Origin of the sequence: Flavobacterium ardleyense, from assembly GCF_033547075.1 — a bacterium.
GTDB classification, from domain to species: domain Bacteria; phylum Bacteroidota; class Bacteroidia; order Flavobacteriales; family Flavobacteriaceae; genus Flavobacterium; species Flavobacterium ardleyense_A.
In genome coordinates this window covers 1,199,470-1,220,224 of sequence record NZ_CP137891.1, presented here as the reverse complement: position 1 = coordinate 1,220,224, position 20,755 = coordinate 1,199,470, and the positions used below count along the sequence as shown (strand labels likewise).

Below are 20,755 nucleotides of genomic sequence, written 5' to 3'. Positions count from 1 at the left end.
TTTTGCGTTAGGGATTGGATCGGAACCGAGCGAAGCGAATTGGCGAAGCAAATCCTTTTTTTTTCTTTTAATAAACAAAAGATTGGGAGTGGAAAGCCCGAACCTTCTGGGGAACGCCTAAATAAAAACACATCTAATTACAACAGAAATAATATTTTTAATAGACAGAAATACGAACTACTGAACCTTCGGCGCTGCGGACATTAAAGACGGTGCCATCTTCAAACATTAAATACTGTCCTTTAATTCCAGTTAAAATACCTTTGAAATTCGGCATTTTCTCGAGACTTAAACTTTTAATTTTGGTAGGATATTGCAGTACTGGATAAGAAAGTTTCATAACAGTCTGAGGTTTGAGGTCATAAAATTCGCGAGATTCGCCTGGAAGCAAATCTTGCAACTTTGCTCTAGCCTCCTCAAGATCTACATCTACAACATCATTAAGTAGCATTTTTCGCCAATTGGTCTTATCGACAAAATGGTTTTTGAGGGCAACTTCGGTAACTCCCGCTAAATACCTATTGGGAACTTCCATAATGGGGATGGCAGCTTCGGCACCTTGATCTATCCATCTAGTTGGAACTTGCGTGCCACGTGTAACACCCACTTTTACTTCGCAGGAAGATGCTAAGTAAATGATATGCGGTGTGATTTGAACTTGAGTTTCATAGTCAAGATCACGGTCGGCAATACCAAGATGTGCCGTGCTCAGTTCGGGACGCATGATCCAATCGCCCACCATCGGACTTTTATAAAAGCAGTCGTAGCAGAAACCTTGACGGAAAACTTTCTTGGACTTTAGACAGTTTAAACATTGCGAACCCAGTAAATCGATAGATATTTCCTTGCCCAATAACTGATTTACGTTTATAAAATTATCGTCAAAAATCATATAGTATTGAATTGGATCTCCAATTTCGGTAGTCATTTTACGTAGCGTAGCTTCAAATTGCATTTGGGGAAATTTTTAGAAATTCAAATCTTTAATTATACTTATAAATTTTGTATTTTTGGAAACTGTCGGTTTTTTTGAGCCTAGTTTGAAAACCTTGTAATCTCCACAAAGGAACAACTTCAAAGATAGAAAATGCCGTTGTGGATAAAAAGTAATATGATTTAGAATTAAAATTCTGCAGAAAATAAAAAGTGAAGATATCTAATATGAACGTTTAATGGCTTTAACAATTGTAAATTCAATAGCCTCTTGGTTTTTAAAACAAAGAATTCACCAAATTGAATTGTTTTTAAAATATCCAGGCGAGGTTCAAGAAGAATTACTTCTTAACCTAATACGTTCTGCCGAGTATACGAGCGTAGGAAATCAGTATGAATTTAATTCAATTAGATCGTACGCAACTTTTGCAAGTAGAGTTCCTATTTCAACCTATGAAGATTTGGAGCCCATGATTGAGCGGGCAAGGCAAGGAGAACATAATATTTTGTGGAATACTCCAATCAAGTGGTTTGCAAAATCAAGTGGTACCACCAATGCAAAGAGTAAATTTATTCCTGTAAGTACTGAAGCACTTGAAGATTGTCATTATAAGGGGAGTAAGGATTTATTATGTCTCTACCTCAACAATAATGAAGACTCAAAATTGTTTTTAGGAAAAAGCTTGCGGTTAGGCGGAAGCAAACAGATCTATGAAGCAAACAACACATTTTACGGAGATTTATCGGCAATACTTATAGAGAACATGCCTATTTGGGCAGAATTTAGCAGTACACCTTCAAACAAAGTTTCGCTGATGACGGATTGGGAAACAAAAATTCCAGCCATTATCGCCGAGACAATTAATGAAAATGTCACAAGCTTTGCTGGAGTTCCCTCATGGATGATGGTGCTTCTCAATAAAGTGTTGGAAACGACTTCATCGGAGCATCTCTTACAAGTATGGCCAAATCTAGAAGTTTACTTTCACGGCGGTGTAAATTTTGATCCTTATAGAGAGCAGTATAAAAAAATTATTCCGAGCAGCGATTTTAAATATTACGAAATCTACAATGCTTCTGAGGGATTTTTTGCAATTCAAGATCTAAACGATTCTAATGACCTGCTATTAATGCTTGATTACGGAATTTTCTATGAATTTATCCCGATGAGTTCTTTTGGACAAGATGACAACAAAATTGTACGACTTGCCGATGTCGAGCTCAATAAAAATTACGCTATTGTAATTACCACAAATTCGGGATTATGGCGCTATTTAATCGGCGATACCGTTCGTTTTACTTCTTTGAGTCCGTACCGAATTCGAGTTACAGGACGGACAAAACATCATATTAATGTCTTTGGTGAAGAATTGATGGTAGAGAATACTGACAGAGCTTTGGCGAAAGCCTGTAAAATTGCATCGGTAGATTTAAAAGATTATACCGTAGCTCCCGTGTTTATGGAAGGTCGACAAAAAGGTAGTCACGAATGGATTATTGAATTTAAAAATCCACCTGATGATATGCAGCAATTTACTACCTTATTGGATAAATCATTACAAGAACTAAATTCAGATTACGAAGCCAAGAGGCATAATAATATGACTCTAAATGAGCTTACTATAAATGTGGCGCGTCCTAATTTATTTTATGATTGGCTCAAGGAACAAGACAAATTAGGTGGACAGCATAAAATACCTCGATTATCAAACAAGCGTGATTATGTCGAGCAACTGCTTGAGCTGCAGTCAAAAATTATATTATAAGTGACTCAATTAAAGTAAATCGCCGCTTGCGTTAATATTACAAATACCAGACTGTAAGCTCTCCAAACTTATCGCAGCCGTAGATATTAAACTACATCTATTCCAGACCTTTATTAATTTTGATAGAATTTTTGAGAAGTAATTATCTAAACTTTAGCTAATCATAGAGTAAGATCCACTCATTATGTGCAAAATAATCCCACTTTGCTTTGGCCAAATCAACATTTGGATCTATTAACGGCAGTTTTGGTTTATTGTTTATTGATACTTTTGAATCTACATAAATACTGATTTCAATACCCTTTCTGTTATATTGCTCTTTGATTATTTGAGCAGTTTGCCAAATCATATCAGGCATTGTCCGCATCTGCTTTATTTGACTTTTAGTCAACAATGTATCTAAATCATAAAATTCTTTGCTATTTGTAGCATTATTAACGATAAGAAACTTTGTTTCTCCCACTCTACTTCTCAGCATCATTCGCCAACTTAAACGGTGCCCTTCTTCTGTCCAAAGTACATCACCTTTGATAAACCAATGCCTTAAAGGAAGTGCTAGTTGAAGGATAAAAAATGGCAAAAAGAACAGTATCAAAATCTTTTTGCTATTACGTGAGTCCGGAATCATCGATTGAAACACAGAATTACTCTTATGAAAATACTTTCTAAAAAATTCAGGTGGGAAAAATAGAACCGAAAATGCAAGTGCTAAAAACGGAAAAACTCCAATAGCAAGGAGCGCTTTGTTAAACATATGAAAAAAAATCGCGGCGAAAAAAGCATACTTTCTAGTTTTTCGGTAAAGCAAAAGCGGGATTATAAGAAAATCGAAAAATAGTCCGCCGTAGGTTACAGAATATATAAACCAGTCATAAGAAAAGATTTCCTTTAATATCGGCATCTTAAATCTAGATAGTAAGATTCGTATAAAGGTACCATCTAACCAATCGGGATATAATTTGGCAACCGTGGCAAAAAAATATACTATCGAAATCTGAAAGATTAGTACAAATCTACACCAAGCGGGCATCAGATCCTGTCTCTTAGAACGGTTTAATTTTACATCAACAGCATAAGAAGTGTTGGCGGGAAGAAATAACATTATTACACACAACAGAAGCATTAAATAATGATGATTGTTATAAGTTGTCTTTTGCATATAATAGGCGCCTGCAAACAAAATTGTAAAGACTCCCAGGCTGTACCTATAAAACAATCCTATCGAGACAAGCACACCACAAACTGCCATTACTGCATAGTAGTAGTACATTCCGTTTCCTGCTAGTGGTTGCAGCCATTCCATTCCGATGTGTGAAAATGTAAATTTTGGTTGTATGAAAACAAAATCCAACCACGTAGTCATCATAGCATCAATACAATGCCAAGCTAATAAAGCTCCAAAAAGAATTCTAAAGAGAATTAATTGGATATTGTCAATAGGAGCATTTAGTCTCTCGACGATAGATGAATACTTCACAAAAAAAAAATAATTAGACGCGTAGACAAATGTATAACATTAATTCATCTGCAATAAATTATAGTAGAATTCTGTTGAATCAATACACTAATTTGTTTGATATTATTTGCTCTACACAGCTGCATGATGCAAAGATTATAGTTATTGAAGGTATGATGTAGAAATTACCTACCATCGCAAAAGCACCTTTTCTAAAGCAAAGGCAAACGCTAAATAGTTTTTTTGTACTTTAGTGGCTATTAAGATATAAAGTAGAAAAACGAGTAAAAACGGATTAAATTAGGAATCACAATAATACTACAAAGTAGTACAACAACAGCTGAAAATGATTTATTCTCTAAATTATTAATTATATTATGAAAAAGATAGCAATCATTTTTTCTCTTGCACTAATAGCTTCGGCTTGCGGACCCAAACGATATGGATGTGGTCCGAGATGTGAAATTGAAAACAAACACAATAAAAGTCAAATTACAAAAGAAACCACAAAAACGCAGTATGCTGTAGCGTATGCACAAGAACAAAAATAAATATGAATAGAAATACCTTTATAATGGGAGTGATAATATGGATTGTCACCTTACTGATGTTAATCATATCCATGACCGACTTTGTTCCGGATAATCCCTTGATAGAATTTAGAACAATTCTAGGGGTAGCATTTCTAACGATTACCTTTATGGTTGCCGTTGTCTATAGAAAAGTTAAGAATAGCAATCGATAATCTTAAGCATAAAAAATCCCGGCAAGCCGGGATTTTTCTTTTCTATTAAGTGGCAAAAATTATGATGCCGCCTGTAATCTTCTCAACAGATTTTTGTTCAGGCTATCTTCAACATAATCTCTATCGATGTTTAATTCTTTAATATCAGATCCTGGAAGTTCGTACATCGCGTCAGTTAAAACTGCTTCGCAAAGAGAACGCAATCCTCTCGCTCCTAGTTTATACTCCAAAGCTTTGTCAACAATATAATCCAAGGCATCATCATCAATAGTTAACTTCACGTCATCCATCAAGAATAGCTTTTCGTACTGTTTAATCAACGCATTTTTAGGCTCCGTCAAAATCGCTCTTAACGTTGCTTTGTCCAAAGGATCCATGTGAGTAAGTACCGGAAGACGACCAATGATTTCTGGAATCAATCCAAAATCTTTGATATCTTTAGGAATCACATACTGCAGCAAGTTTTCCTTGTCAATATTATCAGGATTTTTGGAAGTATTGTATCCCATTGCTTGACGATTTAATCTTTTTGATATAATGCGTTCTACACCATCAAAAGCACCACCAGCAATAAAGAGAATATTCTGCGTATTTACCTCAACAAATTTCTGATCCGGATGCTTACGACCACCTTTTGGCGGAACATTTACAACCGTACCTTCAAGAAGCTTTAATAATGCTTGTTGCACACCTTCTCCTGACACGTCACGAGTGATTGATGGATTGTCACTCTTGCGAGCAATTTTGTCTATCTCATCAATAAAAACGATTCCACGTTCTGCTTTAGCAACATCATAATCCGCCGCTTGTAGCAATCTTGTTAAAATAGTTTCTACATCTTCACCAACATATCCAGCCTCGGTAAGAACAGTAGCATCTACTATCGCTAATGGAACTTCAAGCATTCTAGCAATGGTTTTGGCAACAAGAGTTTTCCCTGTTCCCGTCTGCCCTACCATAATGATATTACTTTTCTCGATTTCGACATCATCGCTCTGTTGTTGCTGCATCAATCGTTTATAGTGATTGTAAACTGCAACTGACATTACTTTTTTTGTCTGATCTTGTCCAATAACATATTGATCTAGAAAAGCTCTAATTTCTTTGGGCCGCTTTAATACTAAATCGGTAGTATCAATTTTTGCCCCGCTACTTTTCACTTCCTCTAAAACAATTCCGTGTGCCTGTTCAATACAACTGTCGCAAATATGCGCATTAATTCCCGCAATCAGTAAACTGGTTTCAGGCTTTTTCCTTCCACAAAATGAACATTCTAAGACTTGTTTTGCCATTCTTCAATTATATATTGTAAGGATCAAATCCTTATTTATTATAAAAAATTATACAGTTCTACGAAGTACTTCGTCAACCATTCCGTATTCTTTAGCCTCATCAGCTTTCATCCAATAATCTCTTTCGCTATCAGTATGAACTTTTTCAAAAGTCTGTCCTGAATGCTGAGAAATGATTTCGTACAATTCATTTTTCAACTTAAGCATCTCTCGTAAATTGATTTCCATATCTGTTGCTACACCTTGTGCACCTCCAGATGGTTGGTGAATCATTACTCTTGAATGTGGCAAGGCAGAACGTTTTCCTTCTGCACCAGCACAAAGAATTACCGCTCCCATAGAAGCTGCCATTCCTGTACAGATTGTTGCTACGTCTGGCTTAATGTATTGCATTGTATCATAAATTCCTAATCCTGCATAAACACTTCCACCTGGAGAGTTGATGTAAATCTGGATATCCTTTGCCGCGTCTGCACTTTCTAAGAAAAGCAATTGCGCTTGAACGATATTTGCAATTTGATCATCGATTCCCGTACCTAGAAAAATAATTCTATCCATCATTAGTCTAGAAAAAACATCTAGCTGAGATACATTTAATTGTCTTTCCTCAATAATATAAGGTGTCATACCGGTTGGCGTTACACTTCCTACAATTTTATCATAGTACATACTGCTTACACCGTGGTGCTTCGTAGCGTATTTTTTAAACTCTTTACCGTAATTCATATTTGTTGTATTAAGAATTATTAACCCGACACTTTCTATACTATTAAAGAAAGCTTATTCTCCGTACATCTCTTTCACGAAAGAGTCGTAAGTAATTTCTTTTTCTTCAGAATTTTTCCCTTTGAAAAGTGCCAACATTTTTTCGCTCATCACCTGAGCAGACAATCTTTTTACTTCTTCTTGATTTCCAAGTACACGAGCAACAATCCCTTCAACTTCTGCATCTGTAGGATCTGTTTGTCCAAATTGAGCCATTTGTTGTCTAATTATAGCAGCAGCATATCCTTTAAGGTCCTCAAAAGAAACTTGAATATTATTTTGTTGCATTAGGCGACCTTCAATAAGTTGGTAACGCAATCCTTTTTCAGATTTTGCATATTCAACTTCAGCTTGCTCAGCTGTAAGAGGCGTCTCACCAGCTGTCATAATCCATCTCTTTAAGAAAGATTCCGGTAAGTCAAATTTAGTGTCCGAAATTAAAGCTTCGCTTACATCACTTAAGAATTTTTGATCTGCTTGCTGTGCAAATTGTCTCTCAGCATCTTCCTTGATTTTTTCTTTCAATTCGTCAACCGAAGCAATTTTTCCTTCTCCAAAAAGCTTATCAAATAGATCCTGGTTAAGATCTGCAGGCTCGCTGATATTTATTTCGTCAATAGTCGCAGTCACATCAATAGCAAGATTGTGAACATCATCGTGACCAACTCCTAGGTATTCCATTAATTTGTGGTCATCTTTAAATAAATCTTTAGTATTTAAAGTTACTACATCTTCTACTTTTTTGCCTAAAAGTGCATCGATCGTTTTTTGATCTTTAAACTCATCCAAAGCAATTGTTGCAGTATGCTCAATTTCTTTTTCTTCGTTTTTAAAGGTGATAGTCACGTCAGTATCTGCAGCAACTTCTCCTTGTGAAACTTGTTTTCCGTATTGTTTTTGAATTCTTGCTACTTGTTCGTCAAGCAACTCATCGTTTGCGATAACTTTATATTTTACTACATTTTGTGCAGCATCGAGATTAATGTCAAACTGTGGAGTAAGACCAATTTCAAATTCAAAAGTGAAATCGTCACCATCCCAATCGATAGTTTCATCCGCTTTCGGAATTGGATTCCCCAAGATATTCATCTTGTTTTCTTGTAGGTATTTGTTCAAAGCCGCTTGTACTTGCTTGTTGATTGCTTCAAGCAAGGCAGGTTTTCTGTATTTTTTTTCGATTACACTTACCGGCGCAGATCCTTTTCTAAAACCTGGAAGAGCAGCCGTTTTGCGGTACTGCCACATTTCTTTTTCAAGTTGGTCAGAGTAGTCGCTTTTAACGATTTCGATGGTGATTATCGCATTTAAATCGTCTATATTTTTTCTTGTAATATTCATAATTTTTGATTGTAAAATTGGGTGGCAAAATTAGAACATTTTTGTTTGATGCCCAACTTTTTGCCCACCTCTTAGCATTTTATTTAGATTCTCCTAATAGTCCATTCATTACAGATTGCAAAACAGAGAGCAAAATACTGAAAAGTAGTGCAGTCCAGAACGATGCAACGTGAAATCCGCCTACAAGTTCAGAGCATAACAAAATGATAACAGCATTAATTACAAACAAGAATAAGCCTAATGTAAGCAGTGTAACTGGCAATGTAAACAAAACCATTAAAGGCTTTACAATCAGATTCAGCAATCCTAACACAATCGCCACAATGATCGAAGTACCAAAACCATCTACAGAAACGCCACCCAGAAAGTTGGCAAGAAGCAACACAATAAAGGCAGTAACAAGAATTCTAATAACTAAGTTCATAAAATTTATTTAGGGATTATCAACTGCCTATTTAGCGAGGCATTTTGTCAAAGTTACAGATTTTTCATCAATAATTAATACGGCAAGATTGAGGAAAATATTTTGGGCGTGTCCCTTTGGGCCGAGCTATACTCTCCAATCTTTTTGCCTTAAAAAAGGCAAAAAGGATTTCCGTTTCTATCCCTCACGCGGTTTAGAGGTAACATTGAAGTGAGGTTTATTTAGAAATAAATTATAGAAAAACGGTTGCAACCTAGATTAATATTTATCAAGTAATTTTTTGATTCGATATTCAACAAGCAAGAAAATCGAAAAAAAGAAACAAAATACAACGAATCTATTTAATGTCAAAAAATAGTTTTCATTAAATAGTAGGTGTAATAAGATATTGACAATAACCACTATACTCACCGAAATAGCAAATGACGTCCAGCTTAGTGCGGCTGCTTTAGAAGTGAATTTATCAGATCCTAACCTTCTTAAAAAGAATAGATAAATACTTTGGCATAGTCTAAATATTATTTTCTTCATTGAAAAACATTAACGTAAATCATACTAATTAATAAAAGGCCTAATAGAATTAAAAGTGAACCTAACATATACTTTTTAAAATATTGTCCATTGTAGAATCTATATTTATCTACGAACGTCAAATATCTAACATTTTTGAAAATCAAAAAGTAATTTATTATCATCATTGGCAATATAAATGTTAGAAAGAAGCTTAACGCCGCATCTTAGCTCGTCCCAGGCAGAATATCTATGTCAATAGTAAATGTGAACTTTATTATTAACGATGAAATTAGCAGAAGTAAAAATGCAAGATTTACACCCATTAAAAAAGACATAGTTGTCATCGTAATGAACTTCCAATCGGACTTATTCGACGGAACAGTTTTAATCTGCCTAATGCAATCTGACCATATCGTATAGTAGATTCTAGAAATCACAGTTTATTTTATAATCTGATAAAAAGGGCAACCAACGGCCCAGACGCAAAACCAAGAATAATAAATAGCCAAGACAAAACTTCTTGTTGTCTATCATTTCTTTCGGATGATTTAAAATGGCTATAGACAATTAGATAGCGATCTTTATTTTTAAACCATAAATAGTTTGCTAAATTGAAAGTAAACCCAAATATGATTATCGGAGATTTACTTAACATTGGAACATCTTGGCCTACAATAAAGTAATAAACTAATAAGAACCCACTTAAAATATAGAATGAAAACGAAACACCCACAATAATCGAGGCTGTCAGCAAAGGAATATCATTTTTATAATTACCTTCTTTATAATATCTTTTAAAGACATTGTAGAAGATTAAATCATACCAATTCATATTTATTTAAATTATTTATGGAATAAGTTTCTACCCAATCGCCAATACAACCTCCCTAGTCACAACCTTCCTAGTTCAATATTACATAATCAACACCTGATGCATTTCAAATAATGATTTTGAACTTTTTCATTTACTTCTTTTTATAAAATTCTATTCTCTGATTAGAAATCTAATGGGCACTTCTACAAAGTAAAGATGCAGAGATTAAAAAACGGATCAACATTTAAATATTAATATTTCGCTAAATCCAATCTACTAAAAAAGCGCTATCTACTTTTCAACAAAAGTAAATAGCGCTTCAATCTTAGTAAGTGTAATGGCTTATGCCTCGTCCTTTGTAGTTCTTACCAAGCTGATTCCAGCAAAGAAGAAAACAAAACCTAATACACCATATATAATGAGCGATTTATATCCACCTTCACCTGCTCCAGCAAATAAAGTTGCAGTATAGATCAGTCCGGCAATTCCCAAAAGGGTCAATATTGCTCCAAAAATTCTTTTAAGATTCATAAGTTAGTTATTTAGAAGTTGTTGGAGTCAAAAATAAGTATTTTACTACTTTAAATCTTATACAATTTTAACAATATGTTTTAAAATTTTGGCCTTTGTAATTTACTGTCTCGTAAACAATGCCTTTAGGACAACCAACTTGAAAAATTAAAATTCAGGCTCTCACATACGATCTTAGAAATTACAAATAAAAACTAAAGTACTGTTAAAATAATAGATAGTCGATAGTATAAGTTGGATTATTGTCATTATTACTATATATTTGAAACTCTATTAAAAATTAAATTTAATACACTTATTATGAAAAAAACTTTACTATCACTACTTTTCGTAGCCGGATGTTTCACTGCTAATGCTCAAACTGTCCTTTTTGAAGATGGATTCGAAACTTATGATGATTTTTCTTTAGAGTTTGGAAATTGGATTACCTTGGATCTTGATGGAGGTAGTTCTTACGTTGGAGGACTTGAAGTTGCTGACGCATGGGAAAATGCTTTTATACCTCAAGCATTTATTATTTTTAATCCTGCAGCAGCTGGAGTAAGTGATACTCACGATGCTTCTGAATCTCCAACCTTCGCACCGCATTCGGGACAGAAATATGCTGCTTCTTGGTCTAACAGCCAAACGGATGGTGTAAGTCAAAATAATGACTGGTTAATCAGTCCTCCAGTTACTTTGGGTGCATCTGGAAATGAACTAATGTTCCATATCAAATCTTTAGCTGACGATTACGGATTAGAAAAATATCAAGTATACGTTTACAACGGTACTGGAACTCCATCTCAAGCATCTGATTTTACACAAATTAGCCAAGGCGTATACGAAGCACCTTATGAATTTTGGCTAGATGATACTTACGATCTTGATGCATACGCAGGACAAACAATTCGTGTTGCGATTCGCAATGTTGGAACAGACATCTACATGTTGCAAGTAGATGATTTCTCAATTACTACCACAGATGCAATGTCTGTAAATGACGTTTTATCAAGTAAATTCTCAATGTATCCAAATCCAGCAACAAATGTTTTAAACATTACTTCTAGCGATGCATTGCAAATTGATTCTGTGAAAATAACAGATGTAAATGGAAGAATCGTATTTAATAATTCTTTCTCTAGCACAGATACTGCAGAAATCAATGTAGCAAACTTAGCTTCAGGAATGTATGTTATCTCAATCAAATCTAATCAAGGGGTTGCGACTAAGAAATTTATGAAGAAATAAATTTTAGAAATAAAATTTTATTATAAAGACTAAAGATATTATTTTATATCTTTAGTCTTTATTTTTTTATTAACCTAATCATAAACCAAATTTAATATGAAAAAAGTTTTACTCTCAGCAATGGTTTTAGCCTCTACAGCAACCTTTGCGCAAGCATGGACAGTACAAAGTACCGGTTTTACTGAAACGTCTAGAGGAATTAGAAATATAGATATAGTAAACGCATCTACCGTTTGGGCTATAACATATGACGGAAGCGATCCCACTAATGACATACAAGATTTTACTAGAACTACAGATGGCGGAAATACTTGGATTCCTGGATCGATACCAGAAGCAGATGGAATGATGCTTACAAATGTATCTGCAATTGATGGTATGACTGCCTATGTTGGTGGTGTATCTAGAGACGTTCAAGGATTTGGTGGTCTATTTAAAACTACCGATGGCGGATTAACTTGGGAAGGATTAAATGAAGCAAATTACATCTCAACAGATTCATTCTTTAACGTAGTGCACTTTTTTAACGAAAATGTAGGTGTTACACAGGGAGATCCTGTAAATGGAGCTTACGAACTTTTCAGAACTACTGATGCCGGTGCTACGTGGACTGCAGTTACTGCACCGCCACCGCAATCTGGAGAATATGGCTACAACGGAGGAAATCCATATGCCGGAAATAGTTTCTGGTATGTAACAAATAAAGGAAATATTTATAGAACTACCGATATGGGAATGACTTTCCAGAAATTCAATGCACCGGTAACAGATTTCTCTGGTACTAATGCTGGTGGTGATCTTTTCTTTAGCGATGATAACGTAGGAATGTTAGTTCGAAGATTAGGTTCTGTTTCAAGTCCTAACTTTACAATGTTCAGAACATTTGACGGTGGTGCCACATGGGATGCCGGTACTCCATCTACTGCACCCTTAGGATCAGGATCTTTTGCATATATTCCAGGTACGCAAGTAATTGTTAAATGTAGTGCGGACGCTGCTGGTCCAGGATCTGCTTATAGTGAAGATAATGGAGCTACGTGGACTATTTTTGGAGCTGCAGAACAAAGAGGTGAAGTAGCTTTCCTAAATGGAACTACAGGATGGAGTGGTGGTTTTAACCAGGACGAAAATACTGGAGGTATCTTCAAATTTGACGGAAGTTTTTCTCTAGGCATAAATGATGTTGCGACGGTTAAGAAGTTTACTGCTTCGCCAAACCCAACATCAGGAATACTAACACTTTCTAGCGAAAATGCTACGATCTCTGATGTTTACGTTATTGATATGCTAGGAAAACAAGTATTATCTGCGTCTTTTGATGCAGTAAATTCTGCTTCTATTAATATGAGCAATCTTAACGCTGGTGTATATATTGTGTCTGCTAAAGATGCTTCAGGAAAAGTTGAAGTAATGAGAGTTGTTAAAAACTAGTTACTCTTTATAAATACAAAAGCCCCTTTTTCAAAAAAGGGGCTTTTTTTATATAACATATTTGAAATTATTGCATTAAGAAATTTAGAACCGAATCGTAAACTTCATCAGGATTTTCGGCGTGAAGCCAATGTCCTGCATTGGCTATAGTGACAATAGTAGCTTTTGGAAAGTAATTCCTAATTTCTCTAAAGTCTTCATCCAAAATATAATTAGATTTACTTCCTCTCAAAAATAATGTAGGTCCAGAATACGAAGCGTCTGTTTGTAATGGTTCTCCAATACTATCTCTATTTTCTAAGAATACTGGAAGATTAAATCTGTACGCTAGCTGCCCAGGGGTTTCCCAATATAAACTCTTTAATAGGAATTGGCGTGTGCCCAAATCTTCAACATATTTGGAAACAATTTCATCAACATCACTTCTCTCTGGCTTTTCTGTGAAATCTACAGCAGAAAGTCCTTCTAATATCTGATCGTGATGAGGTTTATATTCCTTAGGACCAATATCTGCTACAATCAACTTTTCTACTAATTCCGGATGCAAAGCAGCAAATGTCATGGCCACTTTACCACCCATAGAATGGCCCATCAAGAAAATTGAACTAAGCTCTTTCTCTTTGCAATACTCAAAAACATCCTGCGCCATTACGTCATAATTAAATTTATCCGAGTGCAAACTTCGCCCGTGATTTCTCAAATCCAAAAGATGTACTTCATAACCTGCCTCTGCCCACTTTGTGCCTAAAGTTTTCCAATTATCTGACATGCCGAGAAAACCGTGTAATATCAGAAATGCTTTGCCAGTACCTTCAATTTTTGAATACAACATAAAATTACTATTTTAATTTCCAACAATTTTTACTTTAAAAACTCCAAATATCGCTTAGTCACAGTTTCCATTCCAAAATATAAAGATTCGGCAATCAACGCATGACCGATTGAAACTTCCAGAAGATTTGGTATTGAATGTTTAAAAAAGGCGATATTATCCAAACTTAAATCATGTCCTGCGTTAATTCCTAAATTAAGTTCGCCTGCCAAAACAGCGCTACTTATATAAGGTTTGACGCCCTCTTTATTGCCAAGACTGTATTGATGGGCGAATTCTTCAGTATATAATTCAATTCTATCCGCACCAACGATGGCGGCACCTTCAATCATATCATGCACAGGGTCCACAAAAATACTAGTTCGTATTCCCTGACTTTTAAATTCCTTAATAATATCAATCAGAAAATCTTTGTGCTTAATAGTATTCCAACCCGCATTACTAGTAATAGCATCTGGAGCGTCAGGAACGAGCGTTACCTGCTCTGGCTTGATTGAATTTACAAGATCAATAAACGATTTTTCGGGATTACCCTCGATATTAAACTCAGTGGTTACAATGTTTTTTAAATCCCGTGCATCTTGATATCTTATATGCCGCTCGTCAGGTCTTGGGTGAATGGTTATACCTTGAGCACCAAATCGTTCAAAATCTTTCGCCACCTGCAAAAGATCAGGCACATTTCCACCTCTAGCGTTGCGAAGTGTTGCAATTTTATTAATATTTACACTTAGTTGCGTCATGATCTATATATTTGTATAAATTTAAGTTATACCTACAAAAATACAAACTAAGGTCGGTACCAACTAATTTTTGATTATTTTGCAATAATTTAAAGCCAACTTCTTATGACTACAGTTATTGATATGATTCGCAATGACTATAAGGCACTACAAAGCTCCGAACGAGCAGATGTTGTTCAAGATTTTTTTAATGAAACTCATTTGTCTCATTTTCCAGTATTAGATCAAGAAGAATTCATGGGGAATTTGTCTCAGAATGACGCCGAAACTTTTACTTTTGACAAAAATATCAATCAGTATAAATACACTTTCGAAAATTTTTTCGCTCGAGCAGAAATTGGATTATTAGATTTATTAGAAATTTTTGCCCGACATCAAACGGACATTGTTCCTATACTTGACGTAAATAATAGGTATATTGGTTATTATGAAGTTCAGGATATTATTCGAGTTTTCAACGAAACTCCTTTCCTCTCCGAAAAAGGAACTACACTAATTGTTGAGAAAGATATTTTAGATTATAGCATGAGTCAAGTAGTGCAGATAGTTGAAAGCAATAACGGCAAAGTTTTAGGAAGTTTTATATCTAGCGATACTAATTCGACCGTCCAAATTTCTATTAAAATATCCTCGGGAAGTATTAATGAAATAATTCAAACTTTTCGAAGATACAATTATCAAATTATTTCTGAGCATTATGAAGATTATTACCTTGCCGATTTAAAAGATCGATCTGATTACTTAAAGAGGTATTTAAACATCTAGAAAAGCATTATATAATAAAATTTAATATACGCACTCCCTATCTATGAAAGTTGCAATTTATGGCCAATATTATCAGGAAAGCACAAGACCCATTATTAGGGACATTCTCAGTTTTTTTAATGAAAAAAAGATTGAGATGATCATTGAAGAATCTTTCTTAGCAAAGATTTACGAAAAGGAGCTAGCCTCAAGACCGTATACCACGTTTTCTAGCTATAAAGATCTAGATAGTAGCTTCGACTTATTTATCAGTATTGGTGGAGATGGTACTATATTGCGCGCTGCTACCTTAGTGCGTGATTCTGGAATTCCAGTATTGGGAATTAATGCGGGACGTCTTGGTTTTCTTGCTACAGTACAAAAAGATAATATTCACGAATTTCTTCAGTTTATTATCGAAGAAAAGTACACTACTTCTGCGCGAACACTACTAAGTTTAAAATGTGAACCTGATGTGGAATCCATCGGAGAACTAAATTTTGCGATGAATGATGTTACAGTCAACAGAAAGGATACCACTTCGATGATAACAATCGAAACATTTCTAAACGGTGAATATCTTAGCTCATATTGGGCTGATGGCCTTATTATGTCAACACCAACTGGCTCTACCGGATATTCCCTTAGTTGTGGCGGGCCTGTGCTTACACCAGCTGTAAGCAGTCTTGTACTTACCCCAATTGCTCCTCATAATTTGACCGCTAGACCATTGGTGATTCCCGATGATACCGAAATACGATTGCGAGTTACTGGCAGAGAAGATCAATTTTTAGTATCCCTCGATTCTAGAACATTTTCTGTAAAAAATGAATCAGTACTTACGATAACAAAAACTCCTTTCAAGATAAATATGGTTGAAATACCCGAAGAGTCCTTTTTAAAACGACTTAGAACGAAACTATTATGGGGTGAAGACAAGCGCAATTAAAGAATTTTGGCCCAATCATACTATCATTTGTATTAATTCGTTTTGTTTTAGGTATATCCATTGTGTAAATATAATAGGCGATAAGTGCTAATTAGTAGCCATAATTATTATATTTGCACGCTATTTTAAATTGAATGAATCGAATATTTTCTATTATTACGTTGGTATTGAGTCTAAATTTCGCGCAAGCGCAAATTCATGAGATAGGCATTTTTGGTGGTGGCAGTAATTATGTAGGAGATGTTGGGGAGACACAATATATAAATCCTAATAAATTGGCGCTTGGAATTTTATACAAATGGAACAGAAGTCCTCGCCACTCCTACCGAATTTCCTATACTCAATCAAGTATTCAAGGAAATGATGCAGATTCTGACGAAACTAGTCGCATACAGCGAGGCTATCAATTTAAGAATAGTGTAAAAGAAATTTCAGCAGGTTTAGAGTTTAACTTTTTTGATTTTAATCTACACGAGCTTGAGACTAAAATAACTCCTTACATTTATTCTGGATTTTCATATAGCTTTTATGACGAATTGTATTTTTTAAATGGCGAAACAAGGGAGGATTCTAATAAATCTACCTTAGCAATTCCGATGACTGTCGGTGTGAAGACTAATATTCTAACCAATTTTGTTTTAGGTTTTGAAGTTGGAGCTCGCTACAGTTTTACAGACAATCTCGATGGTAGTAATCCTAAAAATAACAATTTGGACGCATCTCGATTTGGAAATATTAATAACAACGATTGGTATATTTTCTCAGGATTCACCCTGACTTACACCTTTGGAGAAAAACCGTGTTACTGTGCAGACTAATGAAATAATTCTAGAAGATAGCTTAAACAGAGATGCCCTACCTAAACATCTCGCCATTATAATGGATGGCAATGGTCGTTGGGCAAAACAGCAGGGCTTTTTGCGCACTATAGGGCATGAAAATGGTACAAAATCTGTAAGAATTACGGTTGAAGCTTGCGCTAAATTAGGAATTGAAGCGCTCACACTTTATGCGTTTTCTACAGAAAATTGGAATAGACCAAAACTTGAAGTGCAGACATTGATGAAACTTTTAATAAGCTCATTAAAAAAAGAGATTAAAACACTTCAAGAAAACAATATCAAATTAAATTGCATAGGCAATATCGACAAACTACCATCTTCTGCACAAAAACAGCTTTTAGAGGTCATCGAAAAAACCAAAACTAATAGCAGAATGACTCTCACTTTAGCCCTTAGTTATGGATCACGAGAGGAGATTGTACAGGCGGTAAAAGCGATAAGTGACAAAGTTAAAAATAATATAATTTCAACAGACGATATTGATGAGGTAATTATAAATCAGCATCTTTACACGCAAAATTTACCCGACGTTGATCTCCTTATTAGGACTAGCGGCGAAACCAGAATAAGCAACTTTCTGTTGTGGCAGATTGCCTATGCAGAGCTTTACTTTACAGATGTTTTATGGCCAGATTTTAGAGAACATCATTTATATGAAGCTATTGCAGATTATCAAAAACGAGAAAGAAGATTTGGAAAGATTAGTGAACAAATTAAATTATAATTTAGTGTTGAATAAAATTCAAAAAATATTCTTGGGAGTATTAATTTTCGGGGGTATTTTTCAAGCAAAAGCTCAGCAAAATCCAGCGTTTGGAGATGGTACAAAATACGTTCTTGCCAACATAGATGTAACAGGTAACGTTACTTATAATCAGCAAACGATTGTTACTTTTGCAGGATTACAGAAAGGCCAATCACTTACCGTTCCAGGTGAGGAAATAAGTTCAGCAATAAAGAAGCTAGGAAAACTAGGCCTTTTTAGCGAAATTGACTTCTACGTTTCCAAAGTAGAAGGCGACAGTATTTATTTAGAATTAAATATAAATGAACTTCCCAAATTGAGCGAAGTAAAATTTGTAGGTGTTAAGAAAAATAAAACTGAGGCACTTATCAAGGACAATAGTCTGACTAAAGGTAAGGTAGTTAACGAAAATTTAATTACAACTAGCAAAAATTTCATCGAGAAAAAATACAAGAAAGACGGCTACTTTAATACTAAAGTAACGATTAACACTACTGCAGACTCGTCCAATACTGTAAAGATGTTGGTAAAAGTTGATAAAGGTGATAAACTCAAAATTCGCAACATCAATTTTGAAGGAAATGAAAAATTTACGGATGCCAAATTGCGTAAAGCAATGAAAAACACCAAGCAGAAAAACTTCTTTAGAGTTTGGAAATCATCAAAATACATAAAAGACAAGTATAAAGAAGATCTTGTCAAAGTGATGGACAAATATAAAGAGAAGGGATATAGAGATGCTCGTATTATTTCGGACACAGTATTTTTTAATCAAAAAACCAATGACCTTTCGGTAAATATAAAACTTGAAGAAGGTAATAAGTATTACTTTGGAGATATTAAATTTCTTGGAAATACAATTTATACGGATCAAGGCTTAAGCAAAATGCTTGGAATAGAAAGAGGCGATGTATACAACGGCGTTCTATTGCAAAAGCGTATTGCAGATAATTCTAAACCTGATGGTGATGACATTACTAACCTTTATCAAAACAATGGTTATTTATGGTCTAATATCAATGCTGTTGAAGTTGGTACTGCCAATGACACCATTAATTTTGAAATTAGGGTTGTAGAAGGTCCTATAGCATATTTTAATAATATATCTGTTGTTGGAAATGACAAAACAAATGACCGAGTTATCTATCGCGAACTGCGTACTCGTCCTGGACAGCGCTACAGCAAAGAGGATCTTGTTAGAACGTACCGTGAGATTGGTGCTCTTGGTTTCTTTGATCCAGAAAAAATCAATCCACGATTACATAACGTTGATGCAAATGCTGGTACAGTTGATGTTGAGTGGCAATTGGTTGAAAAAGGCGCAAGTCAGGTAGAGTTACAAGGTGGTTACGGTGGAGGTGGTTTCATCGGTACCTTAGGACTTTCATTTAATAATTTTTCTGTTCGAAATTTATTTAACGCAGAAGCATATAGACCTTTACCAATGGGTGACGGTCAAAAAGTTGCTTTAAGATTACAAGGAAGTTCTTATTTTCAAACATATAGTCTTTCATTTTCTGAGCCATGGTTTGGTGGCGAAAAACCGGTAAGCTTCAGCACCTCTTTTTCTTATAGTAAACAGTATTTAAATAATTATCAAACGCGCTCAGTAGATCGTGATAAAAGTTTTAATATTTTAAGTATGTCAATTGGACTTGCCAAAAGATTAACATCTCCTGATGACTCGTTTGTTTTTTCAAACTCACTTAGTTTCCAATACTACGATTTGAATAATTACAACACTGGATTATTTACTTTTGGTAATGGTACATCAAGAAACTTTGCTTACACTGTAGGATTGAGTAGAAGTAATAAAGGTTCAAATCCAATATTTCCAACCTACGGTTCAGATATTAGTGTTTCGGCAAAACTCACACCACCGTACTCGTTATTAAACGGTGTAGATTATGCGAAATTGGGTGATAAAATTGAAAATAAGTTACAATACTCAGCCAATAAAGGACTAAATGTTCCAACTTCTAGCACAGGTTATATTGTACAGGAAGGTGATTACATTAGAGAAACATCATCTGGATCTGGCGTTTTCGAGAAAGTAGATAACCCAGCAGATGCAAGTGCTGATCAGTCAAAAGTAGATCAACAGAAATTTAACTGGTTAGAATATTACAAAATAAAATTCAAAGCTGATTGGTATACGAGAATTTATGATAAATTAGTACTTCGTTCTTTAGGTGAATTTGGATTCTTAGGGTCTTATAATAAAGATAGAGGATTGGTACCTTTCGAAAGATTTTTCGTTGGTGGAGATGGATTAGCAAATTATGCCCTTGACGGACGTGAGGTTATTGGAATGCGTGGATATCCAAATCAATCTTTGACACCTCTTGACGACAAAGGAGCTCAAAATGGTGCAACGATCTATAATAAGTTTTCGTTAGAATTAAGATATCCAATTACTCTTTCGGGAGCTGCTTCAATCTATGCACTTACATTTCTTGAAGGAGGAGCTGCCTTTGACAATTTTAAACAGTACAATCCGTTTAAATTACAAAGATCAGCTGGTGTAGGATTACGAGTTCACATGCCCGCTTTTGGATTATTAGGAATCGACTTTGGATATGGTTTTGATTCACTTCCAATAGAAGGAATGAATAAGGCCCATGGTTGGGAAACGCATTTTATAATTGGCCAACAGTTTTAA

Annotated in this window: 20 protein-coding genes; 10 read left to right on the top strand and 10 right to left on the bottom strand. The window is 34.9% G+C overall.

Annotated features, from left to right (window positions below; all coding sequences use genetic code 11):
* Window positions 1-157 precede the first annotated feature (157 nt).
* Window positions 158-955: a DUF2797 domain-containing protein gene (locus tag SBO79_RS05245; RefSeq protein ID WP_318642628.1), complete on the bottom strand. Its 798-nt coding sequence runs from the start codon at window positions 953-955 to the stop codon at window positions 158-160.
* Between the two features lie 217 nt (window positions 956-1,172).
* Between SBO79_RS05245 and SBO79_RS05240 the strand changes: the two genes are divergently transcribed.
* The gene (locus SBO79_RS05240) at window positions 1,173-2,699 is read left to right on the top strand and encodes a GH3 auxin-responsive promoter family protein (protein WP_318642626.1); all 1,527 of its coding nucleotides are present in this window, start codon (window positions 1,173-1,175) and stop codon (window positions 2,697-2,699) included.
* 157 nt (window positions 2,700-2,856) lie between these two features.
* Here SBO79_RS05240 and SBO79_RS05235 read toward each other — a convergent pair whose 3' ends face one another.
* Window positions 2,857-4,176 carry an HTTM domain-containing protein gene (locus SBO79_RS05235; protein WP_318642624.1) on the bottom strand — a complete coding sequence of 440 codons (1,320 nt, stop codon included), beginning with the start codon at window positions 4,174-4,176 and terminating at the stop codon, window positions 2,857-2,859.
* A 356-nt stretch (window positions 4,177-4,532) separates the two neighbouring features.
* Between SBO79_RS05235 and SBO79_RS05230 the strand changes: the two genes are divergently transcribed.
* A complete protein-coding gene (locus SBO79_RS05230) occupies window positions 4,533-4,706 on the top strand; it encodes a hypothetical protein (protein WP_318642623.1) in 174 nt (57 codons plus the stop codon).
* Window positions 4,707-4,708: 2 nt separating this feature from the next.
* The gene (locus SBO79_RS05225; protein WP_318642621.1) at window positions 4,709-4,900 is read left to right on the top strand and encodes a hypothetical protein; all 192 of its coding nucleotides are present in this window, start codon (window positions 4,709-4,711) and stop codon (window positions 4,898-4,900) included.
* A 59-nt stretch (window positions 4,901-4,959) separates the two neighbouring features.
* On the opposite strand, the gene clpX is transcribed toward SBO79_RS05225, so the two are convergent.
* The 6 genes from clpX to SBO79_RS05195 all read right to left on the bottom strand — a co-directional run bounded on the left by clpX (window position 4,960) and on the right by SBO79_RS05195 (window position 10,577).
* The gene (gene clpX, locus SBO79_RS05220; RefSeq protein ID WP_318642619.1) at window positions 4,960-6,192 is read right to left on the bottom strand and encodes an ATP-dependent Clp protease ATP-binding subunit ClpX; all 1,233 of its coding nucleotides are present in this window, start codon (window positions 6,190-6,192) and stop codon (window positions 4,960-4,962) included.
* 48 nt (window positions 6,193-6,240) lie between these two features.
* Window positions 6,241-6,918, bottom strand: coding sequence for an ATP-dependent Clp endopeptidase proteolytic subunit ClpP (gene clpP, locus SBO79_RS05215; protein ID WP_318642617.1), 678 nt, complete (start codon window positions 6,916-6,918; stop codon window positions 6,241-6,243).
* 54 nt (window positions 6,919-6,972) lie between these two features.
* Entirely contained in the window at window positions 6,973-8,295 is a 1,323-nt protein-coding gene (gene tig, locus SBO79_RS05210) for a trigger factor (protein ID WP_318642615.1), read from the bottom strand.
* Between the two features lie 79 nt (window positions 8,296-8,374).
* A complete protein-coding gene (locus SBO79_RS05205) occupies window positions 8,375-8,719 on the bottom strand; it encodes a phage holin family protein (protein ID WP_318642613.1) in 345 nt (114 codons plus the stop codon).
* A gap of 958 nt (window positions 8,720-9,677) precedes the next feature.
* Entirely contained in the window at window positions 9,678-10,064 is a 387-nt protein-coding gene (locus SBO79_RS05200) for a hypothetical protein (RefSeq protein ID WP_318642611.1), read from the bottom strand.
* Between the two features lie 324 nt (window positions 10,065-10,388).
* Entirely contained in the window at window positions 10,389-10,577 is a 189-nt protein-coding gene (locus SBO79_RS05195) for a hypothetical protein (RefSeq protein WP_318642609.1), read from the bottom strand.
* 300 nt (window positions 10,578-10,877) lie between these two features.
* On the opposite strand from SBO79_RS05195, the gene SBO79_RS05190 reads away from it, so the two are divergent.
* Both SBO79_RS05190 and SBO79_RS05185 read left to right on the top strand, forming a co-directional pair.
* A complete protein-coding gene (locus SBO79_RS05190) occupies window positions 10,878-11,807 on the top strand; it encodes a T9SS-dependent choice-of-anchor J family protein (protein WP_318642607.1) in 930 nt (309 codons plus the stop codon).
* A 96-nt stretch (window positions 11,808-11,903) separates the two neighbouring features.
* Window positions 11,904-13,238, top strand: a complete 1,335-nt coding sequence (locus SBO79_RS05185; protein ID WP_318642605.1) for a T9SS type A sorting domain-containing protein — start codon at window positions 11,904-11,906, stop codon at window positions 13,236-13,238.
* A gap of 67 nt (window positions 13,239-13,305) precedes the next feature.
* Here the strand turns inward: SBO79_RS05185 and SBO79_RS05180 are convergent, their stop codons facing one another.
* A complete protein-coding gene (locus tag SBO79_RS05180; protein ID WP_318642603.1) occupies window positions 13,306-14,070 on the bottom strand; it encodes an alpha/beta fold hydrolase in 765 nt (254 codons plus the stop codon).
* Window positions 14,071-14,099: 29 nt separating this feature from the next.
* Window positions 14,100-14,813 (bottom strand): pyridoxine 5'-phosphate synthase, encoded by a 714-nt coding sequence (locus tag SBO79_RS05175; RefSeq protein ID WP_318642601.1) that lies wholly within the window; start codon window positions 14,811-14,813, stop codon window positions 14,100-14,102.
* Window positions 14,814-14,918: 105 nt separating this feature from the next.
* On the opposite strand from SBO79_RS05175, the gene SBO79_RS05170 reads away from it, so the two are divergent.
* The 5 genes from SBO79_RS05170 to SBO79_RS05150 all read left to right on the top strand — a co-directional run bounded on the left by SBO79_RS05170 (window position 14,919) and on the right by SBO79_RS05150 (window position 20,755).
* On the top strand, window positions 14,919-15,578 hold the full coding sequence (locus SBO79_RS05170; RefSeq protein WP_318642599.1) for a CBS domain-containing protein: 660 nt from the start codon (window positions 14,919-14,921) through the stop codon (window positions 15,576-15,578).
* A gap of 43 nt (window positions 15,579-15,621) precedes the next feature.
* Window positions 15,622-16,506: an NAD kinase gene (locus tag SBO79_RS05165; RefSeq protein ID WP_318642597.1), complete on the top strand. Its 885-nt coding sequence runs from the start codon at window positions 15,622-15,624 to the stop codon at window positions 16,504-16,506.
* A 134-nt stretch (window positions 16,507-16,640) separates the two neighbouring features.
* On the top strand, window positions 16,641-17,324 hold the full coding sequence (gene porG / locus SBO79_RS05160; protein ID WP_318642596.1) for a type IX secretion system protein PorG: 684 nt from the start codon (window positions 16,641-16,643) through the stop codon (window positions 17,322-17,324).
* Between the two features lie 61 nt (window positions 17,325-17,385).
* Window positions 17,386-18,072: an undecaprenyl pyrophosphate synthase gene (locus SBO79_RS05155; RefSeq protein ID WP_406600256.1), complete on the top strand. Its 687-nt coding sequence runs from the start codon at window positions 17,386-17,388 to the stop codon at window positions 18,070-18,072.
* Window positions 18,002-20,755 carry a BamA/OMP85 family outer membrane protein gene (locus SBO79_RS05150; RefSeq protein WP_318642594.1) on the top strand — a complete coding sequence of 918 codons (2,754 nt, stop codon included), beginning with the start codon at window positions 18,002-18,004 and terminating at the stop codon, window positions 20,753-20,755. Before SBO79_RS05155 ends, SBO79_RS05150 begins: the two co-directional genes overlap by 71 nt.

Coding starts and splice junctions, on each gene's coding strand:
- SBO79_RS05245 (WP_318642628.1), bottom strand. CDS start 955: ATGCAATTTGAAGCTACGCTACGTAAAATGACTACCGAAATTGGAGAT.
- SBO79_RS05240 (WP_318642626.1), top strand. CDS start 1,173: ATGGCTTTAACAATTGTAAATTCAATAGCCTCTTGGTTTTTAAAACAA.
- SBO79_RS05230 (WP_318642623.1), top strand. CDS start 4,533: ATGAAAAAGATAGCAATCATTTTTTCTCTTGCACTAATAGCTTCGGCT.
- SBO79_RS05225 (WP_318642621.1), top strand. CDS start 4,709: ATGAATAGAAATACCTTTATAATGGGAGTGATAATATGGATTGTCACC.
- clpX (WP_318642619.1), bottom strand. CDS start 6,192: ATGGCAAAACAAGTCTTAGAATGTTCATTTTGTGGAAGGAAAAAGCCT.
- clpP (WP_318642617.1), bottom strand. CDS start 6,918: ATGAATTACGGTAAAGAGTTTAAAAAATACGCTACGAAGCACCACGGT.
- tig (WP_318642615.1), bottom strand. CDS start 8,295: ATGAATATTACAAGAAAAAATATAGACGATTTAAATGCGATAATCACC.
- SBO79_RS05205 (WP_318642613.1), bottom strand. CDS start 8,719: ATGAACTTAGTTATTAGAATTCTTGTTACTGCCTTTATTGTGTTGCTT.
- SBO79_RS05200 (WP_318642611.1), bottom strand. CDS start 10,064: ATGAATTGGTATGATTTAATCTTCTACAATGTCTTTAAAAGATATTAT.
- SBO79_RS05195 (WP_318642609.1), bottom strand. CDS start 10,577: ATGAATCTTAAAAGAATTTTTGGAGCAATATTGACCCTTTTGGGAATT.
- SBO79_RS05190 (WP_318642607.1), top strand. CDS start 10,878: ATGAAAAAAACTTTACTATCACTACTTTTCGTAGCCGGATGTTTCACT.
- SBO79_RS05185 (WP_318642605.1), top strand. CDS start 11,904: ATGAAAAAAGTTTTACTCTCAGCAATGGTTTTAGCCTCTACAGCAACC.
- SBO79_RS05180 (WP_318642603.1), bottom strand. CDS start 14,070: ATGTTGTATTCAAAAATTGAAGGTACTGGCAAAGCATTTCTGATATTA.
- SBO79_RS05175 (WP_318642601.1), bottom strand. CDS start 14,813: ATGACGCAACTAAGTGTAAATATTAATAAAATTGCAACACTTCGCAAC.
- SBO79_RS05170 (WP_318642599.1), top strand. CDS start 14,919: ATGACTACAGTTATTGATATGATTCGCAATGACTATAAGGCACTACAA.
- SBO79_RS05165 (WP_318642597.1), top strand. CDS start 15,622: ATGAAAGTTGCAATTTATGGCCAATATTATCAGGAAAGCACAAGACCC.
- porG (WP_318642596.1), top strand. CDS start 16,641: ATGAATCGAATATTTTCTATTATTACGTTGGTATTGAGTCTAAATTTC.
- SBO79_RS05155 (WP_406600256.1), top strand. CDS start 17,386: ATGGATGGCAATGGTCGTTGGGCAAAACAGCAGGGCTTTTTGCGCACT.
- SBO79_RS05150 (WP_318642594.1), top strand. CDS start 18,002: ATGAAGCTATTGCAGATTATCAAAAACGAGAAAGAAGATTTGGAAAGA.